This window comes from Cohaesibacter intestini (assembly GCF_003324485.1).
Taxonomy (GTDB): domain Bacteria; phylum Pseudomonadota; class Alphaproteobacteria; order Rhizobiales; family Cohaesibacteraceae; genus Cohaesibacter; species Cohaesibacter intestini.
In genome coordinates this window covers 131,704-155,187 of the sequence record NZ_QODK01000001.1, presented here as the reverse complement: position 1 = coordinate 155,187, position 23,484 = coordinate 131,704, and the positions used below count along the sequence as shown (strand labels likewise).

The following is a 23,484-nucleotide window of genomic DNA, read 5'->3' as shown; positions in this document are numbered from 1 at the left end:
CTTGCAGGGGCTGGCGGTCTCATGGGGTCAGGGCCACGCCTACGCTGCCAGTGACCTTCATGTAAGGGCATGGTTCGGGCGGGATGCAACAGAACGGGAAGGCATTTCATCCTGGCTTCATCCTAGCCGGGAAAGGGATGCAGCAGAACAAGCCCAAAAGGGCATAGATCAGGAAGTGGTTCGTGAACTGGATTAACACTGTCGTCAGACCGAAAATTCGCTCGATTTTGAACCGGCGGGAAGCACCGGAAAATCTCTGGATCAAATGCCCGGTCACCGGAGAAATGGTGTTCCATCGGGATTTGGAAAACAATCAGTTCGTCGTGCCGAACTCTGAATTCCACATGCGGCTGAATGCAACCCAGCGCTTCGGCTTCCTGTTTGATGATGGCGACTATAGCCTGCTGGAGTTGCCAGAAGCGTCGATGGATCCGCTGAAGTTCCGCGACACCAAGCGCTATGTCGACCGCATGCGCGATGCGCGCGCCAAAACGGGCAAGCAGGATTCGGTCTCTGTCGCGCAAGGCACGGTCGAGGGCCTGTTGCTCACCGCCGCCGTGCAGGATTTCACCTTCCTTGGCGGTTCCCTTGGCATGGCCGCCGGTGAAGCCTTGATCACCGGTATGCTGCGTGCCGTCGAAGACAAAACGCCTTTCGTTCTGTTCACCGCTTCTGGTGGTGCACGCATGCAGGAGGGCATTCTCTCGCTGATGCAGATGCCGCGCACGACCGTCGCCGTTCAGGCTTTGCGCGAAGCAGGATTGCCTTACATTCTGGTCCTGACCGATCCGACGACCGGTGGCGTGACTGCTTCTTACGCGATGCTTGGTGACATTCATCTGGCCGAGCCGGGGGCTTTGATCGGTTTTGCCGGTCAGCGCGTGATCGAACAGACGATCCGCGAAAAACTGCCAGAAGGCTTCCAGCGTGCCGAATATCTCAAGGAGCATGGCATGGTCGACATGGTTGTCCATCGTCATGATCTGCCAAGCACCATTGCCCGCCTGTGCCGCTTCTTCACCAACACCGACACCCCAGAGCCCAAAGAGGCCCCCGTGCCCATGGCTGATCTCGTTGAAGAAGCCCCGGTCGAGGCAGTTGAAGAAGCCCCGGTCGCTGCACAGGCCGCTGATCCAGCAGAGACGGTTGCCGCTGAGGACGAGCCAAAGGCAACTGACGAGGCTGCGGAAGAAACAGCCAACAACAAGGGCTAAGCCCTTTCTTGTTGGTGGTATGGCTTGCCTACCTGCTATCGTACGGCCCGACCTCGGAAGAGGCCGGGCTTTTTTGTGGTGACGCCCCGTTTGGCCTGACGTGAGAGCCACACTTGTCGATTGCCACGGGCTTGGCCGACGGATATACAGAACCGATCCAAAATCCAACACACTGGTCGGCAATGATGGAACAGGCAGAAGCGATACTCGAGCGCATGATCGCGCTGCATCCCAAAAGCATTGATCTGGGCTTGGAACGCATGCATGTCCTGCTCGACAAGCTGGGCAATCCGCACCATGCCCTGCCGCCCACCATCCATGTGGCCGGAACCAATGGCAAAGGGTCGACCTCAGCCTTCATCCGCGCCATGGCGGAAGCGGCGGGCCTCAAGGTTCATGTCTACAGCTCGCCCCATCTGGTTCATTTCCATGAGCGGATCCGTCTTGCGGGCAGCTTTGTCAGCGACGAAGCCTTGGTGGAGGCCTTGCAGATCTGCGAGAAAGCCAATGACGGTGCACCAATCACCTTCTTTGAGATCACCACTGTGGCGGCCTTTCTGCTCTTCTCCCAACATCCCGCCGACTTGTTGGTGCTCGAAGTGGGGTTGGGCGGACGCCTTGACGCCACCAATGTCATCGACAAGCCGCTTGCCAGTGTGATTACCCCGATCGCCCATGATCACGAGAATTTTCTCGGGCCTGATCTTGAGGGCATCGCGCGGGAAAAGGCCGGTATTCTCAAACCTGGTGTGCCGGCTATTTTTGCATCACAGGGCGATGTGGTCCGCAAAGTGCTTGAGGCTGAAGCCCGTACCGTGCGCGCCGGGCCTGTGCTGATCGGCGGCCAGGACTGGATGAGCTATGAAGAGCATGGCCGCATGGTTTTTCAGGGCGAAAGGGGATTGCTCGATCTGCCTCTGCCACGCCTCGGCGGGCGTCATCAGTTGATGAATGCCGGGGTGGCAATTGCCACCTTGAAAGCGGTCATGCCGGATTTTGATGACAAAGCGATCGAAGCCGGGCTGATCAATGTCCGCTGGCCAGCGCGTCTGCAGCGGCTGGCACAGGGTCAATTGCTTGATCTGTTGCCGCGCGAGGTCGAACTGTGGCTCGATGGTGGCCACAATCCGCAAGCCGGTTTGGCGTTGGCCTCGGCCTTGGCGGATCTGGAAGAAAAAGCCCCCCGACCGCTGCATATGATTGTTGGCATGCTCAGCACCAAGGATCCGTCGGGCTATTTTACGCCTTTCAAGGGGTTGGCAAAAGAGATCATCACCGTCCCGGTCTCCGGGTCAGCCGCCGGAATCGAACCGGTGGAGCTGGCGCGCATTGCTCAGGAAACCGGAATCCCGGCTTCCGCCGCTGGATCTTTGGAAGAAGCCCTCAAAAAACTCGATCTACAGAAGCTTCAGGGGGCTCCACGCATCCTGATTTGTGGATCTCTTTATCTCGCAGGCGCCGTTTTGGCGGCCAATGGCACCCCGCCTGTGTAAAAAAAGCGCTGCAAAACGAGTTTCGCACAGGGTCAAGCCCCGTACATCACGGCCAAAACTTTTTTCGAGATATGCATTTTTTGACAAGAAACTGGAGTGCGTGCTCAATAACCGCTCCATTCGGCTAGGCAAATGCCGTAAAAAGCAGCATTTCGCGCAAACGTTTGCTTGAAACTTCCGGAGACCCGTTCCGTCGGTTGGAATGGAAATCGTTACAATTTTGAATGCTTCTAGCGTGGGTCAGAAGGACGCAGCTCCGTAACTAATTAGAATTACTTCAAAATTTTGCGTTTGGACCCCAAATGCCGGTTTAAAACGCTCCAAACCTGTAAAATACAAACGCTTGTCTTAAACCAAGGTTGTAAGGTGATTTGCGTAGTAAATCGAGTTAAGTAATTGAAAAAATTGAATAATATTCTTGAGCACCTCAAGCTATGCGTTTTATGCATGGATAAAAAATGAGTAACAATGGTTTTGCATGTTTCGCAAGACAGCTATGCAAAACTGAGCGATGTAAATGCCCGAGCTATGAGCTATATACAAATCAACACAACGGAGCGACGCTTTAAATCGAGTTACGGCCCGCTTCGTTGCAAAGAGAAACAAAAAGAACTCGATACCGAAGCCACAGTGAAAGGATGATTATCATGCTTGATAACGTTGTGAAAAATTACCGTCAGTGGCGCAACTACCGTGACACTGTTGATGAACTGAGCCGCTTGAGCAACCGCGATCTGAACGATCTGGGTATCTCCCGCGCAGACATCACCTCTATCGCTCGGGAAGCTGCCCGCGTGTAATAAAGACTTTCGCTTCTGACTTGTCTCAAGCGAAAGCCCACAGTTTCAGCAAATTCAGGCTTTCTTCTCCTCCCAAAAAGCCTGATAGATCCAAAACATCCTCCTCCCGGTTTTGGATCTTGCAACGAAGCCCACCGGACCTCCTCCCCCGGTGGGCTTTCGTTATTTTGGGGAGACTTTTCCCGAAAACATACCCCATCCGCACGCCGTGTCGCCCAATTTGTGGCGGCGATCGTGCTGTCGTGCCTTGCGGGCGATCTCCCTTGCCACCAGACTTTCTGAACCTCCGGCTTTTGTGAGGTGGAATGTGCCCAAAAAGAAACCCGATCAGCTGGGCTGACCGGGTTTTGTACTAACCGAGAATGGGATCGACGGCTCAAGCGCCGGTTTCGATCCATTTTTCAAGGTCGGATTTTGGAGCCGCGCCAACTTTCATGGCAACCGGCTCACCGCCTTTGAACAGCAGCAGGGTCGGGATGGAGCGAACGCCATACTGAGCAGCAGTGTTCGGATTCTCATCAACATTGACCTTGACGATTTTCACCGCACCGGCTTTCTCGGTGTCGATTTCATTCAGGATCGGAGCGATCATTTTGCAAGGGCCGCACCATTCTGCCCAGAAGTCCACGACCACAGGCACATCGCCCTGGGTTTCTTCAGCAAAATTCGCGTCTGTCGCATTTACGATAGCCATAACATGCCTCTTTTCCATATGCGCCCTTGCCGATCGGGATATTGAAACGGTCAGGGCTGGTTATTCATCAATATTCATTGATAAGTGAATATTGGTCTGTTGCCTTGAAGGTAGGTATTCCCCCAGCGCGCGTCAAGAACCAATAGCAAGATCAACGCCGATCTCACGCAATGCTGAATGCCGCTGATCCGCCGAAAGCGCCATCATGGCAGGGGAGGCCGTCCACAACAGTTTACATGTGATTGCCTTGCCGGGATAGAGCGGTGCCAGCAAATGACCATAAAGCGCCAGCTGCACCTGATAGGCAAAGGGGATGTCGCGCGGGTCGGTCGGAACGTGACGATTCGTCTTGTAATCGACCAAGGTCACCTGATCCTCTTCCACCAGCAGCCGATCGATCTGGCCGGAAACCGACCGTATTTCTCCCTCGATCACCACCTGACCGGAAATGGAAATTTCTGCCAGACTGTCCTTGCCGAACAGAGCCGCGTAGTCCGGGTGATCGAGCAGGCGTTCGACTTCCTCGAGCAGGGCTTTGCGGGCGGGGGCAGGCATGTCGCTTGCCATCCGGGCGAGATAGGCATCCGCTGCCGCAGACCGATCCGCTTGGTTCACCTGTGGCAGATGCTCAAACAGAGCATGCATCAGCAACCCGCGCCGCCGTGGTTCCCAATCGTGGATCTGTGGTGTCCGCGTCCCGGCCAAATCAGAACCAAGGGTTGGCACAGGGCTGTGCTCGGCCTCTTGCATATCCGCAGCACGCGAAGGCTGCAGCATCGACTGAGCCGTCGGGGCAGGGCTTGCCGGTTGCCTAAGCCAGTCCGGCAAGGGAGCGTGTGGGATATCAGCGCCTTTTGGCCCCTCTTGTTTGCCATCCTTGGCAACAAAGCTCCCCTCCAATTGCCAGCGATGAACCACATCGCCGCTCAGCGGATGGGCCACTTCAAGCAATTTGTCCGACAGGGACCGGCGGGCCACTTCATACCAGCAATTTTCTGAAGCCTCGCGTTTGCCGCGATAGCCGCAGAGATAAAGCCGGTCTTCGGCCCGTGTCATGCCGACATAAAGCAGACGCAGATATTCCTCTTCCGCTTCCCGGTCAAGCTTGCTCAGGCTCTGCTTCACCGGACTTGGCTGGTTGGCGGTCGGCGCTTTCCAGACCATCAGGTCGGGATGGTCGGACAGAGGATCAGGATCGTCATGGGTCAGCGTCACCAAGTGCGGATGGTGGCGTGCATTGGCTGGCTGTCCGGTGCCATCGACCAGAAAGACAATCGGCGCTTCCAGACCCTTCGAGCCATGCACCGTCATGACGCGGATCTGGTCATCGGCGGCGCCCATATCGCGCTTGATTTCCGCGCCACCCTGTCGCATCGCAGCAAGAAAGGCCTGCAGGTTCGGCGTCTGGGTCTTTTCAAAATCGAGCGCCCGTGACAGCAATTCGTCGATCACTTCATCGGCTTCTGGTCCCAACCGTTCAACAAAGGCTTGCCTTTTGCCATCCGGCCCCAACACTTGGGCGAAAAAGTCAAAAGGAGGCTGGAAGTCGATCTGGCTCTGCCAGCGGAACAATTGCGCGAAAATTTCGGCGAAATCCGCATCCGCCGCGGCCCCGCTTTCGGCGCGTTTCTTCAGGCTGTCCCACAGGCTGCGGCGGCGTCCACCCGATTGATGGGCGAGGTCAAACAGCCGCTCCTCCGACAGGCCGAAAAGCGGGCTTTTTAGCACAGCGGCGAGCGACAGATCATCCTCTGGCAACAGCATCACATCCCCCAGTGACAACAAATCCATCACCGCAATATGATCAAGCAACGCCAAGCGGTCGGCGCCTGCCACCGGCAGGCCTTCTTCCTTCAGCGCCCGATTGACCGCCGTGACGAAGGCCCCGCGTTTGCGCACCAAAACCAGAATGTCGCCAGCCGTGATGGCGCGTCCGCTGCCTTCCAGCCGCTCGCCCGTTTCAATCCAATGGCGCACGGTGCGGGCAATGGTTCGGGCCAATTGGACCGGCGGGCTGAGATCCCCCTGCGCATCGAGCGGCTTGGCCCAATCCTCATCAATCTCTTGCTCAACCGGCTCATAAAGCGGCCAGATTTCCACCAGTCCGGGGTCGCGTTGACGGATCGGTTCATGCACCGTGGCTTCCTTGTCCGACGACAAGGCATCATAGGTGCTCTCAATCGAGAAGACCGAATCCACCGAGCGCAGCACATGCGGCGTCGAGCGGAAAGACAGCCGCAGTTTGATGTCATGGAACGGCTTTTTCGCTTCGTTGGCACGCTGCTTGAAGAAGCGGCGCATGTCAGCGAACCATTTGGGTTCGGCCCCTTGGAAGGAATAGATCGATTGTTTCTCGTCGCCAACCGCAAAAATCGTCCGATTTTCGGCCCGCCCACTGTCGCCATAGAAAAATTCTTCCCCCAGCTGGCGAATGATCGCCCATTGATGCGGGTTGGTATCCTGCGCCTCATCGACCAGAATATGATCGATCCCCTGATCGAGTTTGTAATGCACCCAGGCGGCCGCATTGACCGGGCGCAGCAGGTCGGCTGCCTTGAGGATCAGATCGTCAAAATCCATCAACCCACGCGCCGCCTTGGCCCGTTCATAATGGCCAATCACGCCGTCCGCCAATGTGAACAAAGCCCGGCTGACCTCAAGAGTAACAAGGGCATTGCTTTTGTCGGCCAAGGCATCAAGACGCGTCTGTTCTCGGTCGGTGCGGCCCGAAAGGGACGGCTCCGCCTCGCGCATCTTTTTGGACGCAAAGGTGCTGTCGGCCTTGGCCGCACCGTCCTTCTTGCGGAAAATCTGCTGCCACAGGCTGACCTGCACTGCCTCGCTGTCGGCTGCCAGCAAAACCCGCATCAAGGCCGCCTGATCCTTGTCGCGCTTGCCGCCGGTCTCAAACAACGGGGCAAGTGCCGCAATCGCATCGCGATCAAAGCCGGGGCCGAACGGAATGCTGGCTGTCAGCGCGGCAAGGCTGTCAGAGGGACTGAGATCCAGCCCTTGGGCGAGCGCGGCCAACGCCGCTTCCAGCCCGGTTTCGCCACCAGCGGCCTTTGTCCCTTCGCTCATTTCAAGGAAGCGGCCAAAGCCATCGCGCCTTCGCACCAGATCGGCCAAAGCGGTCTGGATGTCCCCATCGCCCATATGATCAATCAGCAGATTGAGCGCCTGTTGCCAGTCGGGGCGCTTGCCCAGCCGCGCCGAGCGCATCACATGGCCAAGGGCTGCTTGCAGGAGTTCTGTGGCCAATTGGTCATCGAGAATTTCAAAGTGCGCCGGAACATTGGCCTCCAGCGGGAACTGATGCAGCAAGCGTTCGGCAAAGGCATGGATGGTCTGGATTTTGAGGCCGCCCGGCGTTTCCAACGCCCGCGCAAACAGACGCCGGGCCAGCTGCAATGTGGCGTCAGACGGGGCCTTGCCTTCAATCTCGGTAAGCTTGTCCTTCAGCGCCGCGTCAGACAATTCGGTCCAGCCGGACAATTCGGCAAAGACCCGGTTCGACATTTCCGCCGCCGCCGCTTTGGTAAAGGTCAGGCAAAGAATGCGCGAGGGTTCGGTGCCATTGAGCAACAAGCGGATCACCCGGCGGGCCAAGACAAAGGTCTTGCCCGAGCCCGCATTGGCGCTCACCCATGCAGAATAATCAGGGTGGGAGGCATTGGCTTGCGCCAGCAGCGTGTCGGCTGGAATGTCAAAGGCCATGATCAGCTCTCCTCCCCATGCAAAGACCATTCCTTGACCCGCGCCAGATGGTCATAGGGGCTTTCAAACCGCTCAAACATCGGTCGCGCCCGCGATGGATAGCCCTTGGACGGGTCGTCATAGGCCGTGATCAGCGCCAGCAGGCGCTTGCCAATCAGCTCGACCACATCTTCTGCGGCATAGTCTTTCTCGACACCGCTCTTCACTTCGCCGGGTTTGCGCCCGCCAGACAGACGGATCCAGGCCATGTCAGCCATCTCGATGCCGTGTGGAATGTCGCTAAAGCCACCGAGCTTGGCCATATAGCCTTCCAACGCCAATTGCGGCGCAAAGCCGGGCAGTACCTGCTTGGCGCTTGGCGGCGTGCCGGTCTTGAAGTCAATCACATGCAATCGGTCATCAAGGCTAATATCAAGCCGGTCGGCCCGACCCCGCAAATGGAAATCCCCGCCGCGCACCGGCAAGGTGATGGCGCCGGAAATTTCCGCATAGCGCCCGGCAATCTCGCCCGTCCGAGAGGCTTCCCAGTCCAGCACGAACCAGCGGGCAATCCGCTCAAAACGCGGCCACCAAAAGGCCAATAGCTCGGGGAAATGTTCCAGCCGCTTGAAGGCCTCGCGCCCCAGTTCCAACAGTTTTTCGACGGCGCTTTCATCATAAGGGCCGGTCCAGCTCTGGGTGAAGTCCCCCAGAATATCATGAATGATCGAGCCTTTTTCTGCCCCGCCCGGTGCGGTGCCAATGTCATCCAAGGGCCGCAAGCCCAACACATGCTTGGCATAAAGCGCGTAAGGATCGCGCACCCATGTCTCGATTTCGGTTACTGACAGATGACGCGGTCGGGCATCCAGCGGTGGCACGGGCTCAGGGCGATGCAATGAGATGGTTCGCTGTGGGGCATCGAGCGCCTTGGCCCAGCGACCATAGCAGGCCCCGCGCTCACGCATGGCGGCACGGGCCAGAGGACCGGACACTGCTTCCAGTCGTTGCAGCCAGCGGCTGGGCACGGTCGGCTGTCCGCCTGTTTTCAGAGATCGGATCAACACCACCTCCGCCCGTCCCATTGCTTGCGCGAAGTCGTGAGCGGCAAGACCGATCCTTCGCTCGGGCGGCTCCAACAGCATCCCGGCCCGCATCGGGCGCGACAGCCATGCATCGCTCTTGGTTTCCGCCGGCCACGAGCCTTCATTCAGCCCGCCAATCACCACCCGGTCCACATCCAGCAGTCGGGCTTCAAGCGTGCCGAGCAATTGCAGACGCGGATCCCCTTCGCCATGGGAAAGAACCGTCTCGCCGGACATCATTGCCACAAGGAAGGGCGGCACATCGCGGCCATCGAGCGGCAAGGATCCTTCATTCCACTGCCCCGCCCGATCAAAAAAGCTGAGCAAGGCACGGCCTGCTGCCTCATCATACAGTCGGTCCGGTGTGCCCTCCTGATCGGCTGCCAGTGTCTCAAGGGAGGCAATCGCCGCTTCCACCCATTGGGCAAATTGGGCGCTGTCTTCTTGCTCCGTCAGTACCAACAAAGGCGCGACAGAGGCTTCCAGCTGATCAATCAGGCCCGCACAGAGATCCCAGATTTCGGTCTTGAAGTCGCCGCTTTGATGACGCTTTTCCGCCTCTTCACACTTGCGGAAAAGCTCTTTGCGGATCGGTGCAATGCCCGCACCAAGCCGTGGCCCGCGCAACACCTGCAACTCCAAAAAGCGTGCCGCTCGACGCACTTCACTGCGCGGCAGGCCAAAGCTGGTCAGCGGATGCTTGAGCAAAGCCAGCAGCCGCACCGGGTCAAAGCGATCAATGACGCATTCCACCATCAAGCGTAGCAGCAGGGCAGGTGGTGTCTCCGCCAGTGGCATCCCGGCAGTATCCTCGACGTCGATCTTCCAGCGTTTCAGCTCCAGCAGCACCCGCCGCGCCAACGCCCGGTCCGGGGTCACCAAAGCCGCGCGCGCGTCAGGCCGCTCCAACACTTCCCGCAGGGCCAGCGCCGCAATGCGGGCCTCTTCCTGCTCATTTTCCGCTTCTGCCAAGGCCACACCGGCCAGCGCTTCTTGGCGCATTGCATCGCTGAGGCGGCCAAGGCTCTCGCCCCATTTGTCGGTGGTCTCCGCAGGCCTTAGGGCTTCGCTGACCAATAGGATCCGGTCGCTTTGCGTCTGGGAAAGGCTAGAGAGATCGACCACGTCCGTGCGTTTCGCGCCGATCTGGTCGAGCAATTGCTTGAGGTTAAACTGCGGATGCCCCGCCACACCTGCGGCCTGACCAATCGCCGGATGCAAAGCGCCGATGGCCTGCCAGCTTTCTTCGTCAAGATGGAAATCAAGCCCCGGCAGGATCAGCGCGCCCTGAGCATGATGGGCAACCGCCTGCAACAGATCAGCAGTGGCAGGAATGGAACCGGTGGAGCCTGCGGCTATCACCGGACCATCGTGGGCCTTGATGGCTTCGATCTCGGCCTTCAGCACTGCATTGCGCCGCTCGACCGGATCAACCAGCCCCAAAGCTTTGAGATAATCCGGCCAGAGGCTGGTGGCGGTTTCAAGAAATTTGAGACTGATCTGCCAAAAGGCGCTGTAGTCCTCGGGCACCAACCCTTCCAGCAAGGCCCAGTCGGAGCGCTCGCGATGGACCGCATCAATCAAGGCCAGCAGATCAATTGCCAGATAAGCTGCATCCGAGGGTGTGTTGGACACATGCAGCGTCTCGCTGGCCGATAGGGACAGGGCTTCGCGGGCATAATTCTGCGCCCAGCGATGGACGAGCGATGTCATGGAAAGCCGCCGTTGCAGACTGTCCATCGCGGTTGGCAATTGCCAAAAGCCATCATCGCCGCCAGCCGCCACCTTGAACGGCATCAGATCCTCATCCATGTCGCCGATGACATGGATTCTGGGCAAGATGACGCTTTGCCAGCCACGGCTTTGAAGGTGCGGCAGAAACGCTTCTTTGAGCGCATCCGCCGTACGTTGGGTCGGCACATAGACAATGGCGCGTCCCAGATCAGCCGGACTGTCGGCCCGAAAATGCGGCAGCAATCGCCCCTCGATCAAGGCATCAATCAGGGTCGCCAGAAAGGGGCTGGCGGGCGAGATGGAAAAAATCGAGGGCGCGGCGTCCATTTTGGGTCCTGACAATTGGTCTGGGAGGCGCGCCTCAGGTATTCAGTCCCCGTGTTGCGCTATGGGCAATGGCACGTTCGGCCAATGGAATGGCGTGGGGCGTGCCCACATGCAGCCATTGGCCATCCATGATCAGGCCAAACAGTCGCCCCGATTCGATTGCCTTGTCAAACTGTACGTTGAGAGAGTGGGGGGTTGCAACGGACCCCTCGAACAGCCGTGGATGCAAGATGCCAGCTCCCGCATAGATATAAGGTGAGACTTCATGCGGCTTGCGGCGGCGCAGACGGCCAAACGGATCCATCTGAAAATCCCCTCGGCCATGATAGCCAACCGCATCCACCGTAGGGGACAGCAAAAGCAGACCATCCATATCATCTGACAGCCAATGCTGGGCCAGCAAATCGAGGTTGGGGATCGACCCCTCCATCCAGAAACTGTCCGAATTGAGCAAATAGAAGGGATCATCACCCAGCAACGGCAGTGCCTTGGTGATGCCACCACCGGTTTCCAGCAATTCTTCCCGTTCGTCGGAAATCTTGATGTCAATGTCTTTGCGGTGACGCACATGCACCTCCACAAGATCAGCGAGATAATGCACATTGATCACGGCCCGCTCGCCGCCAGCTTCGATCAAGGCGTTGAGTGCCCGATCAATCATCGCACGCCCGCCCACCGGGATCAGGGGTTTGGGCGTGATCGCTGTCAAAGGGCGCATGCGCTTGCCAAGGCCTGCTGCGAGGATCATGCCAGTTGTGGGCCGCGAAAATGTCGTCATTGCAGAGTTCCGTCTGTCTTTGGTTTGTTTGAGTGTCGGCTGGGTCAGCCGTCAAGCTGATGGCTGTCATACCAGTCTTTCAGGTCCGAAAGCCGCGGGTGGGCCAATGCCTTGCGAAGATACCCCAGAGATCGAGGAATATGGGCCAGATAGGAAGGCCGGTTCCATTGATCGGCAGCGCGTGCGAAAGCACCGAGATTTTTCATAGTGCGCTGGGCAACGCAAAGGCAATAGAGGACAGCGAAGCCTTCCCGACTTTCCCCGGTGATATCGCGTGCCGAATGATAGGCCGACAGGATATCCTCTTCCAGTCTATCGGATATGGTGACCCGGGCGTCGGTTGCAAGGGCGGCCAGATCATAGGCCACCGGGCCGATCAGGCAGTCCTGAAAATCGATGAAGCCGACAGGCTGACCATCTGGTGCATCTCTCAGCCAAAAGCAGTTGGGATCCTGCACATCCCTCAGAACAAGCACCTGCTCTGCCCGTTCCAGTCGATTCAATAGAGGCGCCCAAAGGGCTGCAAAGCGTGCCCGTTCCTCTTGGGGACAGGCCCTGCCTTTGACATGGGGCCAATAATGATCGAGAAACACGTCCAGCTCGACCAGAAAAGCCGCGCGATCATAGCGGGAAAGGTGATGCGTGCCGCCTGTGCCATCAAACGCAGTGGGGCAGGGCTGGCTGTGCAGATGGGCCAATTGTCGGGCAGTCGCGATATAGCGCTCGGCAACGGGGCTTTCCGGGCCGTCTGCCAAGGTGACGCCGCCCAAATCCTCCCACAGCATCAGGCCGTTGGTCAAATCTACACCGTGAATATTTGGTACTCTGAGGCCCAGATCAGTCAATCCTTCACTGATGCTGACCATCGGAGCCAACGCAGTCACCCGATGGGCCACCAGATCATAGGCCCGACCGTCGGCAAGAATGGGGCCGGGGGGCCAGGCTGGCATATCCATCAGGATGGCGTGTTTTTGCGCACCCGCATTATCCACCTCAAAGCTGTCTTGCGATGCCTGATCACTCAGCGAAACGCGGCCATAGCTGCGCGGCGACAGATCGCCCTTGATCGGGGTGATCATCCCGCCGCCCCAACCCGATGCTATCAGCAAGGCGCGCTTGAGGCAGAGCCGTTGCAGCCTGTTACCCCACGCCCCCGTCCCTGACAGGGTGAGCTTGCGGCGATCGTCATCCGCTCCGGGTTCGAATTGCAGCCACAGGGCGTCCTCAGGCAGCAGTTCTTCGGCCCGGTCTGGCCATTCGATCAGGGCCACTCCCTGCAGCCAGCTTTCCTCAAGGCCGATTTCATAAAGCTCATCGAAGTCACCGATCCGATAGAGATCGAAATGGCTGATCTCCAGGCTTTCCTGATCCTCTTGATCGCTCGGCATGTCGTAAGTTTGAACGAGGGTGAAGGTCGGGCTCGGCACTTCGAGTGCGGGATCCTCCGCCCGGCCACGCAGCAAGGCGCGGGCAAAGGTGCTCTTGCCAAGGCCAACGGAACCGTCCAGTGCCAGACAATCCCCGGTCCCGATCACGCCCGCCAGATCAAAGGCCAGAGCGACGGATGCCGCTTCATCCAGCGATGCAAAGCAAAAGGACCAGACGGTTTCATTGCGTTCGGAAGAGGGACATGTTGGGTCTGACATTGGCAACCTGCTGGGCTATCAACCGGAATTTTGCACGGCTTTCGGCCTGATCTTTGAGGGGATGGCAGGATGCCTGTCAGTGACCGGAACCCGAAAGAAAAATGCGGGCTCCGTCTTATCCCATTGCGAGGGCGTCTGTCGAGTTTATTCCGCAGCCGCACTTTCTCCGGCGCGGGCTAAATGAGGATCAATGGGAAAGCTGCAGGTGACAATTGTCCCACCTCCCTCGCTGCTATCAATCTGTATGCTGCCGCCGTGCAATTCGACAAAGCTCTTGACGATCGACAATCCCAACCCGACCCCGCGTCGGTTCCCCGCCGTGTTGCGGCTTTCGAAGCGATCAAAGATCGTCTCTTTATAATCCTCAGGGATGCCACAGCCATGATCCTGAATGGCAAAGGTGATGGCATCACTCAACCGGTCCGCATGGACCGAGATTTCGCCATGATCCTCAGAGAAGGCAATGGCGTTGGATATGAGGTTGAAAAGCACTTGCCGTACGCGTTTTTCGTCACCGACAAACTGGCCCATATTCTCGGCGACCGATATATCGAGGTGGATTTCTTTATCGGCAAGGCGGTCTTGCAGGCCTTCGGCGGCGGCGCGGATGGATTCCACCGGGTCGATCTGTTCCAGCTCGAGCTGCATGATGCCCGCATCGATGGTCGCCAGATCGAGAATGTCATTGACGATGGCACGCAGTGACGAACTCGAGGTCATGATATGATCGACATATTCGCGCTGCTTCTCGTTGAGCGTTCCAAAGGCCTCGCCTTGCAGCAGCTCGGTAAAGCCGCTGATGCTGTTGAGCGGCGAGCGCAGCTCGTAGGAGACATGCTGGACGAAGGTGTTCTTGAGCTGATCGGCAGCCAACAGCGCTTCGTTGCGTTCCTGCAGGTTGCGCTCGGCGGTGACGCTGTCGGTTACATCGACAAAGGTCACCATGGTTGCACCATCAGGCAGCGGGATCGACGCATAGTCAAGGAAGGTGCCGTCATTGCATTCCAGCTGGCCCTGCACGCTCATGCGTTTGTCTTCCAGACCGACAATGCTGCGCTTCAATTCATTCCAGGCGACTTCATCGTTGCATTTGCGGCGACACCATTCAAGCACGGCAGCGATGTGTGGCGATTCTTCCAGACGATCCGTGGGGAAATTCCAAACCTTGGAAAAGGCAGGGTTCGAGACCCTGAGGCGTCCGCCGGAGCCAAACACCACCACGCCATCATTGAGATGATCAAGGGTTTCCTGCTGAATGCGAATGAGGGAATTGTAGCGCTTTTCCAGTTCCAACTGTTCGGTGACATTGTCGAACAGATAGGTCACGCCACCATCCGGGTTGGGGGTCGCCACCACGCGCAGAGACTGGCCGTCGGGCAGGTGCCACCAATGCTCGCTCGGGTCTACATTGCGATAGGCGGAAAGGAAATCGAGTTTCCAGCCGTGGAAGTCGGCCTGCTCGGGTAGGCTGCGATTGGCCCGCATTCGGTCAAGAACAGCGCTTTCGCTTGGATGGCCATCAAGAAAGACCGGATCCAGCTTGAACTGCTGGCTGTAGGCGGCATTGTAATAGTGCAAATTCTGATTGGAGTCGAAAATGGCCACCGGAGTGGTCAGCTGATCCATTGTTGAGGTGTGGAAGGCCTGGGTGCGCTCAAGTGCCTTTTCCTTTGCCTCGATTTCGGAAACATCAATGGCGATGCCCACGGTGCCCATATGGGCAGTGATGTCGAGCACCTCGAAAATCTGCCGTTTGCCAGCAACGATCACCGGCAGGCGGTGGGTGATGGAATCAAGACTGGAGCCGTCGCCATGGGCCTGCTGAACGGCATCCCGACCGCGGTGATCGAGCAACTCCGTTTGATTGCGCAGGGCATGATCGAGACTGTCCGCTTCGACCGCCGACAGATAGGCATTGTTCATCCAGCTTAGATGACCGTCTTCATCGCGCGACCAGATCGGCATTGGTACTGCATCAAGCAGATGCTTCAGGCGGGACAGTTCACTGGCCTGACGGGCGGCCTCGTGATCGAGACGGGCGCGGTCATATTCCGCACCATCAAGCATGCGCAACTGGACAATGGCTCGTGCACCGGACGTTCGTCCGCTGATTTCGACCAGCGCATTGTCAAGGGTTTCCACGGTGCGCAAAAAGCGCTGTCCGGTGCTGCGCAATTGTTCGATGGCGAGCTCGACTTCCTGAGCGCATTCCACATGCAACCAGTTACCGAAGGCAAGGATCGACGTGCCTTGCGGAAACAAATGGGCATTGTTGCCCAGATTGCCGCGAAAATCCGGATCGCGCTGGGCGCCATTCCAGATGATCATCAGCTGGTCGAGGGCATTGAGCAGGCTTTCGGATTGATCAAGTCGGGACTGGATTGTGGTGATGGCTTCATGGGCGGAGCGCAGATTGGCACGATTGCGGCGCCGTTCGCCGATGAAGGCTGCGCCCGCTCCGATAGCAAACAACAGACTGGCCGTGAGCAGGACAAGCACCAGCAATTCCGCTGTTGTGACCATACCGGTCAAGGGCGCAATCAGCGCCGCACCGCTCTCAAGCGACAAACCGGACGCCTCTGGCGACAACGGTGTCGTTACGGTCTGATTTGTCATCCCTTCCTGCGCCTGCACCATGAGACTGGTGAAGGTGATGCCAATCAGTCCCAGCAATCCGATGCGTATGGAGGTGCGAGACCCCTTCGTCCGGTTGGAGGAGGTGATAGAAGAATTGAGACGTCTATTGTTGCTCTTGTTTCCGAACAGGCCGTTGATCGGCATCTTGCTCGCCCTTTCGCCGCTTGATCAGATCCACCCTCCAGCGCTCTGGGCGGTGCGGAGTGATCTTCTTCCTCTCTTTGATCCCCTGTATCGATGCCCCCATCTCAGCAGGTGATCAGAACCGGACGAAGCCGGTTCATTATCTCGTTTGCGCTGTTTGCAACATGACTTTTGCGTGTGGAAAATCTGGTCAATCCACATGACGCTGACCGAATCCACCCACGATCCCTGAATCGATTGATTCATGAAGACTGCCTCGGGCACACGCAAATGTTACAGCTTGAATACGCATCTTGGTGACCGGAGCCGGGGCCTCCACCGGTTCCAATCGAATCACTTTACATTACCGCTTCGTGGACTCCGGCAGAAGAGTCCGCAATGCATTTGAGTAAAAAAAATGCGCCCTATTCACTGACGAAAAGGGCGCATTCATTACAGATGAAAGGTTCAGGCAGTCGAACCTATTGGATTTCTGCCATTCCTTAACATTTGGTTAATTTTTCTGTTAATAGCGGTAATGCTCTGGCTTGAACGGTCCTTCCACAGGCACGCCGATATAGTCTGCCTGGTCCTTGCTCAGCTGAGTCAATTTGACGCCGAGTTTTTCCAGATGCAGCATCGCAACCTTCTCATCCAGCGCTTTGGGCAGGACATAAACATCCTTGCCATAGCCGCCATGATTGGTGAACAGCTCGATCTGGGCCAGTGTCTGGTTGGTGAAGGATGCTGACATCACGAAGGATGGGTGACCGGTGGCGCAGCCAAGGTTGACGAGGCGACCTTCGGCCAGAACGATGATGCGCTTGCCATCGGGGAATTCGACTTCATCAACCTGCGGCTTGACATTGTGCCAGGTCAGGTTTTTCAGGGCACCGATCTGGATCTCGCTGTCAAAGTGGCCAATGTTGCAAACGATGGCGCGATCTTTCATGCCACGCATATGCTCGATGGTGATGACGTCCTTGTTGCCGGTGGTGGTGACGAAAATGTCTCCCTGTGGCACGGCATCTTCCATGGTGGTGACTTCATAGCCCTGCATGGAGGCCTGCAATGCGCAGATCGGATCGATCTCGGTGACAATCACGCGGGCACCCTGAGAGCGCAGCGACTCCGCAGACCCTTTGCCCACATCGCCAAATCCGGCGACCACGGCAACTTTACCGGAAATCATCACGTCGGTTGCACGCTTGATGCCATCAACAAGGGACTCACGGCAGCCATAGAGATTGTCAAATTTCGACTTGGTGACCGAGTCGTTGACGTTGATGGCAGGGAACGGCAGATCACCGGCTTTCGCCAGATGATAGAGACGGTGCACACCTGTTGTGGTTTCCTCGGAAACGCCCAGAATGCCATCACGGATTTTGGTGAACCAGCCCGGTGTCGCCTTGGCGCGCTTCAGGATCTGGGCCTTGACCACATGCTCTTCTTCATTTTCCGGATTTGGAATGATCTCTTCGCCGGCATCGACCTTGGCACCGAGCAACACATACATGGTCGCATCGCCGCCATCATCGAGGATCAGGTTCGGGCCTTCGCCGTTGCCCCAATCGAAAATGCGGTCAACATAATCCCAGTATTCTACCAGCGTTTCGCCCTTGACGGCAAAGACAGGGGTGCCGGTGGCGGCGATGGCCGCAGCGGCATGGTCCTGGGTGGAGAAGATGTTGCAGGTCGCCCAACGGACTTCAGCGCCCAGTGCCTGCAGGGTTTCGATCAGCACAGCGGTCTGGATCGTCATATGCAGCGAGCCGGTGATTTTGGCGCCTTTCAGCGGTTGGGTTGGGCCATATTCCGCACGGGTCTGCATCAAGCCCGGCATTTCGGTCTCGGCGATTGCGATTTCCTTGCGGCCCCAGTCCGCCAGGGACAGGTCTTTGACAACATAGTCAGCCATGTTCATTCCTTTGCCTGAGGGCCCGCATCAAGGCCCGTCTTTTGTGTCACATAAAGCACGAAAACGGGCGCGATATACCGATCAGCCCGTTTGTTGGCCCTGTTATACCGTGGCTCTTTGCACAAAGCAATAAGGATATAAACAATTCTTTATGTCAGATCTACTCTGGATTGCAATAATTCCTGAAAGCAAGTTAATACTGTCTTGCTTGTGACATCCGGATCCTGTTCAAACAGGGGGAAATCACTTGTTGGCAGATCACACAGGGGCCAGGCATTATGAAACACTGCATCATCACCGGCAGCAATCGCGGCATCGGGCTGGAATTGACCCGTGCTTATCTTGATCGCCCCGACTGGCATATTCATGCCTGCTGTCGGGCACCAGAGAAGGCCGATGATTTGCGCCAACTGGTCACCAATCATCTTGGCCGCGTCACCTTGCACAAGGCCGATGTCACCGACCAAGCCAGTCTGGATGCCATGGCAGGAAGACTTGAGGGGCAGGCCATTGATTTGTTGATCAACAATGCGGGCATCATGGGCGGTGATCGACAGTCCATCGATGACATGGACTATGATGCCTGGTCGCACGTCTTTGCGGTCAACAGCATGGCGCCGATGCGTGTGGTCCAAAGCCTGCTGCCAAACCTGAAAGCCGCCGCCCGAGAAACGGACGGGGCAAAGATCGTCACCATCTCCAGCCAGCTCGGTGCACTCAGTTATCAAAGCAAAGGCCGCTATGCATATCGGTCGTCAAAGGCAGCGGTGAATATGGTGATGAAGCTGATGGCGGCGGACCTGAAGCCTGAGAATATCGCTTGCATCCTGTTCCATCCCGGTTGGGTCCAGACTGATATGGGCGGCGTTGAGGCCGACATCACACCCCAAGACAGTGCCCGCCAGATGGCCGACGTCATCGATCGCCTGACCCTTGAGGACACCGGATCCTTCCTCAATTGGACCGGAGACCCCCACGACTGGTAAAGCGCTGACGACAGGTGTGGCCGACACCAAACGCGATTAAGACCTAGTTAAACATGTCAGGTAACGGAATATTCTATAAGCCTGTTTATAGTCTTTCTATTGAAGAGCCGCACCAGCATGCATGCTTGCATTCTGATTTCAGGTCTTTCGCCTGCTGGATCCTATGGGGGCATGCGGCAGGCGCCATTGGGGGAACTGACTGGTTCGGCAGGAAACAGGTATGACAGATATTGCGCAGGCGTCCCTCTCCTTGCGGGCGCGTCTTCTACAGATTATCGGCAACAAGGTTGCCCAGGGCATTGCCGGGACATTGGCCATGAAGGTGGTCAGTGCAGTGATTGCCTTCGGCCTCTTCTCGTTGGCAGCCAACGCGGCCGGTGCCGAAGAGTTCGGGCACTTTTCAGTCCTTTTCTCTGTCGCCTCAATGCTGTCGATTGTCGCTGCAGCCGGCCAAGAGCTGCAGATCGTCCGCAACTGGAGCGAATATCGCACAAGCGGCCAGCATGGATTGGCGCTTGGGGCCTTGCGCTATGGCTGGATTTCTTCCGTGTTCGGGGTGATCATTGTCTCCGCCTTGCTGTTTCTGTTCTTTGCATTCAGTGACAGCTGGACCGAGCGAACGGGACTGGAAAAATGGTTTCTTGTGGTGGCCGTCATCGCCTTCATGGCCACCAACACCCTGTCGCTGTTCAGCTCGCACGTGGCCCGTGTGGTGGTCGGCATCAAACTCGGCGACGCCCACTATGAGCTGACATGGCGAGGATTGGCAATTGTCTTTCTTGCTGTCTGTCTGCTTATGGGGCGAATGGTCGACACGGCCGAGATCCTTGCCGTCTTTGCGGTGGGGTTGACCCTTGTCATTGGCTCGCAGGCCTATCTTTCTTGGCGTCGCGTCCGGGCCGAGATCGGCACCCCGACGCCCGAATATGATTTCGCCCAATGGACGCCCCGTTCTGTGCGTCTATGGCTCGCTTCCATCATGGAAGCCTCCAATCAGCATCTGGAAGTATTCCTGATCGGCCTGCTGCTCGATCCGATGCTTGCCGGGGCTTATTTTGTGGCGTCCCGTCTGGCCAATGCCTTTGCACTGGCCGCCAGTGGCATCAACACCTTCGGCACCCGCCGCGTTCCAAGCCTCTATTTCGCCCGGGACGTCGAAGCCGTGAAGCATAGCCTCAATCTGATGGCAGGCATGACGCTGATCATCGTGGTGGGCGGCATGGGCTGCGTGCTGCTGCTCGGCCATTACATGCTGTTGCTGTTTGGCGACATCTATATGGACTATTTCCACGTGCTGTTGATCCTGTCGATCGGCACGGCAATCACTGCGGCCAATGGTCCGGCTCCGAGTTTCCTGATGTTAACGGGCCACGAGAGCCCCTATATGACAACGGTCACCCTGTCGGTTGTGCTGCGGGTGATTGGCTTCTTTCTGGTGATCCCGCATTATGGCATCACGGGGGCTGCCATGGTGACGGCGGCTGTTATGGTGATCATGGCAATCTGGCTCAATATCCAATGCCGCAGCAAGACGGGCATGGACCCGTCCATCTTCCGCTTCCTGCATGAAAGTCCGGACGTCCAGCCCGAAACCGATCAATAGCCCACATCACGCCTTCATGTGTTTGAACGTGTATTTTCGAACGAGAAAGACCAAGGGGAGTTAGCCATGTCATCGCGACCGCGGATTCTGTTCATTCAGACCCAGGCCGAGAATGCTGGAGCACAGGAGATTTCGCGCCTGTTGGGCGAGGGGCTTGATCCCAAGGGCTATGACATCCATCACCTTTTCTTTTATCGCAAATCCTCAAGTTTCGAGGCGCCTCCCAACACGGTCTTCTGTGTCGAGGATCGCCCTCGCTCGGCGATGGCTTTTGCCAAATTCTTGTTCCGGCTGATCAGGCAGATTGCAGCCATCAAACCCGATGTGGTGCTGACCTTCCAGCATTATGGCAACCTGTTTGGCGCACCCGCCGCGCGACTGGCAGGGGTGCGTCATGTGATTGCCAATCAGGTCTCTGCACCCAAGACGATGAATGACAAGATCCGCGCCATCGACAAGCTGTGGGGCCGGATTGGCATGTATGATGTGATCACCGTCAATTCCGCCGACACCGCAGGGGATTATGCAGGATATCCGGACCGGTATGAAAAGCGCATGCTTCATGTGCCCCACGGGTTCCGCGACAAAAGCTCCAATCTCGGCCGATCGGCCGCGCGCCAACAATTTGGTCTGCCACAGGATGTGATCCTGCTTGGCTCGGTCGCCCGTCTCAATCCGCTCAAAAGGTTGGATGTGGCCATCCGGGCGCTCACCCACAATGAATGCTGGCATCTTGCGCTTGGGGGGCAGGGGCCAGATGAGTTGCGTCTTCGCTCCATCGCCGAAGGGTTGGGAGTGGCTGACCGGTTGCATTTCACCGGTGAGATGGGACCGGACAAGGTGGGGGATTTTCTCGCCGCCCTCGATCTCTTTGTCTTTCCAAGCGAAGCCGAAACCTTTGGCCTCGCCGCTGTCGAAGCCGCTCAGGCCGGCTTGCCCATCGTGGCCAACGATTTGCCGGTTTTGCGCGAAGTTCTACAGACCGAGCTTGGCCCTTGCGCTCTCTTTGCCAATTCTGATGAGCCGGACAGCTTTATCGAGCCGATCCGCGAGCTGCTCTCCAATCAGGGACGCGCCACCGCAATGGCAGAATCGGCCCGAGAATTGAAGAAACTCTACTCCCTTGACGCAATGATCAATGCCTATGATCAGCTCATCATGGATCAGGGCAAGGCAATACAAACACGGGCCGAAGAGGCCGCCGCATGAAAATTGGACTTTACATCGACCCATCCCATTGTCGCCAATGGATGGAGAGCCTCGCCCGTCGCCTGACCGAAAATCACGCTGCCAGCATTCATGTTGCCGTGTCGGATGCGTCCCCCCTGCCGGAGCATGTCGAACAACTGTTCCAAGCCGAGGAAGGCTATTATCACAAAAATCAGCGCCATGGTGCGACGCCGATGGATGTCTGTGAGCTGGAAAGGTTCCACGAACGGGCTCAACCGGACGAGACCTTCGATCTGGTGATCGATTTGGTTGGAGATGGGCGTCCTCCTTCCAGCAAGGAAAGTGTCACGCTGCTATATAATGGCCATGCAGGGGAGAAAGCGCTGGTCGCCTCGATCATGGCCTCCGGTATGCCGCAGATTGCCTTGCGCACCGGTACGGGAAAGATCGTGGCGACGGCAGCTCCTTCCGGTGAGTTGGCCGCTGGGGTTACAGGCTCGATGGATCAGGTCTTCGCCCGGGTCATCACGCTTATTGATGCCTGGATTGGTCATCCCCACCGCTGGGTTCAGCCGCTCATTTCCCGTTCGGCCCGCCTGCCCGATGCCGGGACCCTGAAGAAGCGAACCGCCAAATCTCGTTTCAAGGACAGGCTCAAGCAGATCTATTACCGCCTTTTTCGCCCCAGCCACTGGCGGGTCGGCTGGCGGTTTGTCGAGGACGAGGATGTCTGGAGCCGTCAGTCCTTGGCGGGCGAAACATGGCAGGTGCTGCGGGACAAGGAAACCCATTTCTATGCCGACCCGGTGCCTTGGGAAGAAGGTGGCCGCCATTATCTGTTCTTTGAAGACCTCGATCAGCGCACCCAGAAAGGGGTCCTGTCGGTCGTAACCTTCGATGAGGCGGGCAAACCCGGCCCTGTCGAATGCTGCCTTGAAGAACCTTATCACCTGTCCTATCCCTATCTCCTTCGCCATCAGGATCAGACCTACATGATCCCGGAAACCTCGGCCAATGGGGACGTGGCGCTCTACAGGACGGAGGCGTTTCCTGTTGGCTGGCAGCGTGAAAAGGTGCTTCTGACCGGACTTGATGCCGCTGATGTGACCATCGCTCAATGGGAGGGCCGCTGGTGGATCTTCTGCGTCACCCGCGACGGGGCTGGGGGCTATTCCGATTGCCTGTCGCTCTTTTATGCTGACGACTTGTTTGGACCATGGCAACCGCACGCGCAAAATCCGGTGCTGATCGACAAGGCAACCGCTCGCCCGGCTGGCAATATGATTGTGCGTGGCAAAAGTCTGCTTCGCCCGGTTCAGGATTGCACGGCCTCCTATGGGGCCGCGCTGAAACTGGTCGAGGTGACACACCTCTCCCCGGAGCATTACGAGCAACGGGTTATCAAGACGCTCGAACCAAACAGCCACTGGCCGGGGCGCAAACTCCACACGCTCAATCGGGCTGGCAATCTGGAAGTGATTGATGGTGCGATTCTGCGGCCAAAATGGTCCCTGCTGCGCTGGATTGCCGAGAGGATCTATCGCCCGAAAGGCTCGCGCTGAGCCACGCATTCGGCACGC

Annotated in this window: 14 protein-coding genes; 7 read left to right on the top strand and 7 right to left on the bottom strand. The window is 57.5% G+C overall.

Annotated elements, in window-relative coordinates; genetic code table 11:
• The first annotated feature begins 182 nt into the window (after positions 1–182).
• The 3 genes from accD (at position 183) to DSD30_RS00665 (ending at position 3,507) form a co-directional block, all read left to right on the top strand.
• A complete protein-coding gene (accD, locus tag DSD30_RS00675; RefSeq protein WP_114007688.1) occupies positions 183–1,214 on the top strand; it encodes an acetyl-CoA carboxylase, carboxyltransferase subunit beta in 1,032 nt (343 codons plus the stop codon).
• 185 nt (positions 1,215–1,399) lie between these two features.
• Positions 1,400–2,707, top strand: a complete 1,308-nt coding sequence (locus DSD30_RS00670) for a bifunctional folylpolyglutamate synthase/dihydrofolate synthase (protein WP_114008543.1) — start codon at positions 1,400–1,402, stop codon at positions 2,705–2,707.
• A gap of 647 nt (positions 2,708–3,354) precedes the next feature.
• Positions 3,355–3,507: a DUF1127 domain-containing protein gene (locus DSD30_RS00665; RefSeq protein WP_114008542.1), complete on the top strand. Its 153-nt coding sequence runs from the start codon at positions 3,355–3,357 to the stop codon at positions 3,505–3,507.
• Between the two features lie 376 nt (positions 3,508–3,883).
• On the opposite strand, the gene trxA is transcribed toward DSD30_RS00665, so the two are convergent.
• From trxA to ahcY, 7 genes are all read right to left on the bottom strand, one after another.
• Positions 3,884–4,219, bottom strand: a complete 336-nt coding sequence (gene trxA / locus DSD30_RS00660; protein WP_280955298.1) for a thioredoxin — start codon at positions 4,217–4,219, stop codon at positions 3,884–3,886.
• A 114-nt stretch (positions 4,220–4,333) separates the two neighbouring features.
• Positions 4,334–7,918 carry a double-strand break repair helicase AddA gene (addA, locus tag DSD30_RS00655; protein WP_157967498.1) on the bottom strand — a complete coding sequence of 1,195 codons (3,585 nt, stop codon included), beginning with the start codon at positions 7,916–7,918 and terminating at the stop codon, positions 4,334–4,336.
• A gap of 2 nt (positions 7,919–7,920) precedes the next feature.
• A complete protein-coding gene (gene addB / locus DSD30_RS00650; protein ID WP_114007685.1) occupies positions 7,921–11,043 on the bottom strand; it encodes a double-strand break repair protein AddB in 3,123 nt (1,040 codons plus the stop codon).
• A gap of 34 nt (positions 11,044–11,077) precedes the next feature.
• Positions 11,078–11,821, bottom strand: coding sequence for a nucleotidyltransferase family protein (locus tag DSD30_RS00645; protein ID WP_198662757.1), 744 nt, complete (start codon positions 11,819–11,821; stop codon positions 11,078–11,080).
• 44 nt (positions 11,822–11,865) lie between these two features.
• The gene (gene tsaE, locus DSD30_RS00640; RefSeq protein ID WP_114007684.1) at positions 11,866–13,467 is read right to left on the bottom strand and encodes a tRNA (adenosine(37)-N6)-threonylcarbamoyltransferase complex ATPase subunit type 1 TsaE; all 1,602 of its coding nucleotides are present in this window, start codon (positions 13,465–13,467) and stop codon (positions 11,866–11,868) included.
• A gap of 144 nt (positions 13,468–13,611) precedes the next feature.
• Complete coding sequence (locus DSD30_RS00635; protein WP_114007683.1) at positions 13,612–16,248, bottom strand: PAS domain-containing sensor histidine kinase; 2,637 nt, start codon at positions 16,246–16,248, stop codon at positions 13,612–13,614.
• A gap of 505 nt (positions 16,249–16,753) precedes the next feature.
• Positions 16,754–18,151 (bottom strand): adenosylhomocysteinase, encoded by a 1,398-nt coding sequence (gene ahcY, locus DSD30_RS00630; protein WP_114007682.1) that lies wholly within the window; start codon positions 18,149–18,151, stop codon positions 16,754–16,756.
• Between the two features lie 272 nt (positions 18,152–18,423).
• On the opposite strand from ahcY, the gene DSD30_RS00625 reads away from it, so the two are divergent.
• The 4 genes from DSD30_RS00625 to DSD30_RS00610 all read left to right on the top strand — a co-directional run bounded on the left by DSD30_RS00625 (position 18,424) and on the right by DSD30_RS00610 (position 23,466).
• On the top strand, positions 18,424–19,131 hold the full coding sequence (locus DSD30_RS00625; RefSeq protein WP_114007681.1) for an SDR family oxidoreductase: 708 nt from the start codon (positions 18,424–18,426) through the stop codon (positions 19,129–19,131).
• A 220-nt stretch (positions 19,132–19,351) separates the two neighbouring features.
• Positions 19,352–20,734: a lipopolysaccharide biosynthesis protein gene (locus DSD30_RS00620; RefSeq protein WP_114007680.1), complete on the top strand. Its 1,383-nt coding sequence runs from the start codon at positions 19,352–19,354 to the stop codon at positions 20,732–20,734.
• A 66-nt stretch (positions 20,735–20,800) separates the two neighbouring features.
• Positions 20,801–21,943: a glycosyltransferase family 4 protein gene (locus DSD30_RS00615; protein WP_114007679.1), complete on the top strand. Its 1,143-nt coding sequence runs from the start codon at positions 20,801–20,803 to the stop codon at positions 21,941–21,943.
• Entirely contained in the window at positions 21,940–23,466 is a 1,527-nt protein-coding gene (locus DSD30_RS00610; protein WP_114007678.1) for a glucosamine inositolphosphorylceramide transferase family protein, read from the top strand. Before DSD30_RS00615 ends, DSD30_RS00610 begins: the two co-directional genes overlap by 4 nt.
• Positions 23,467–23,484: the final 18 nt, after the last annotated feature.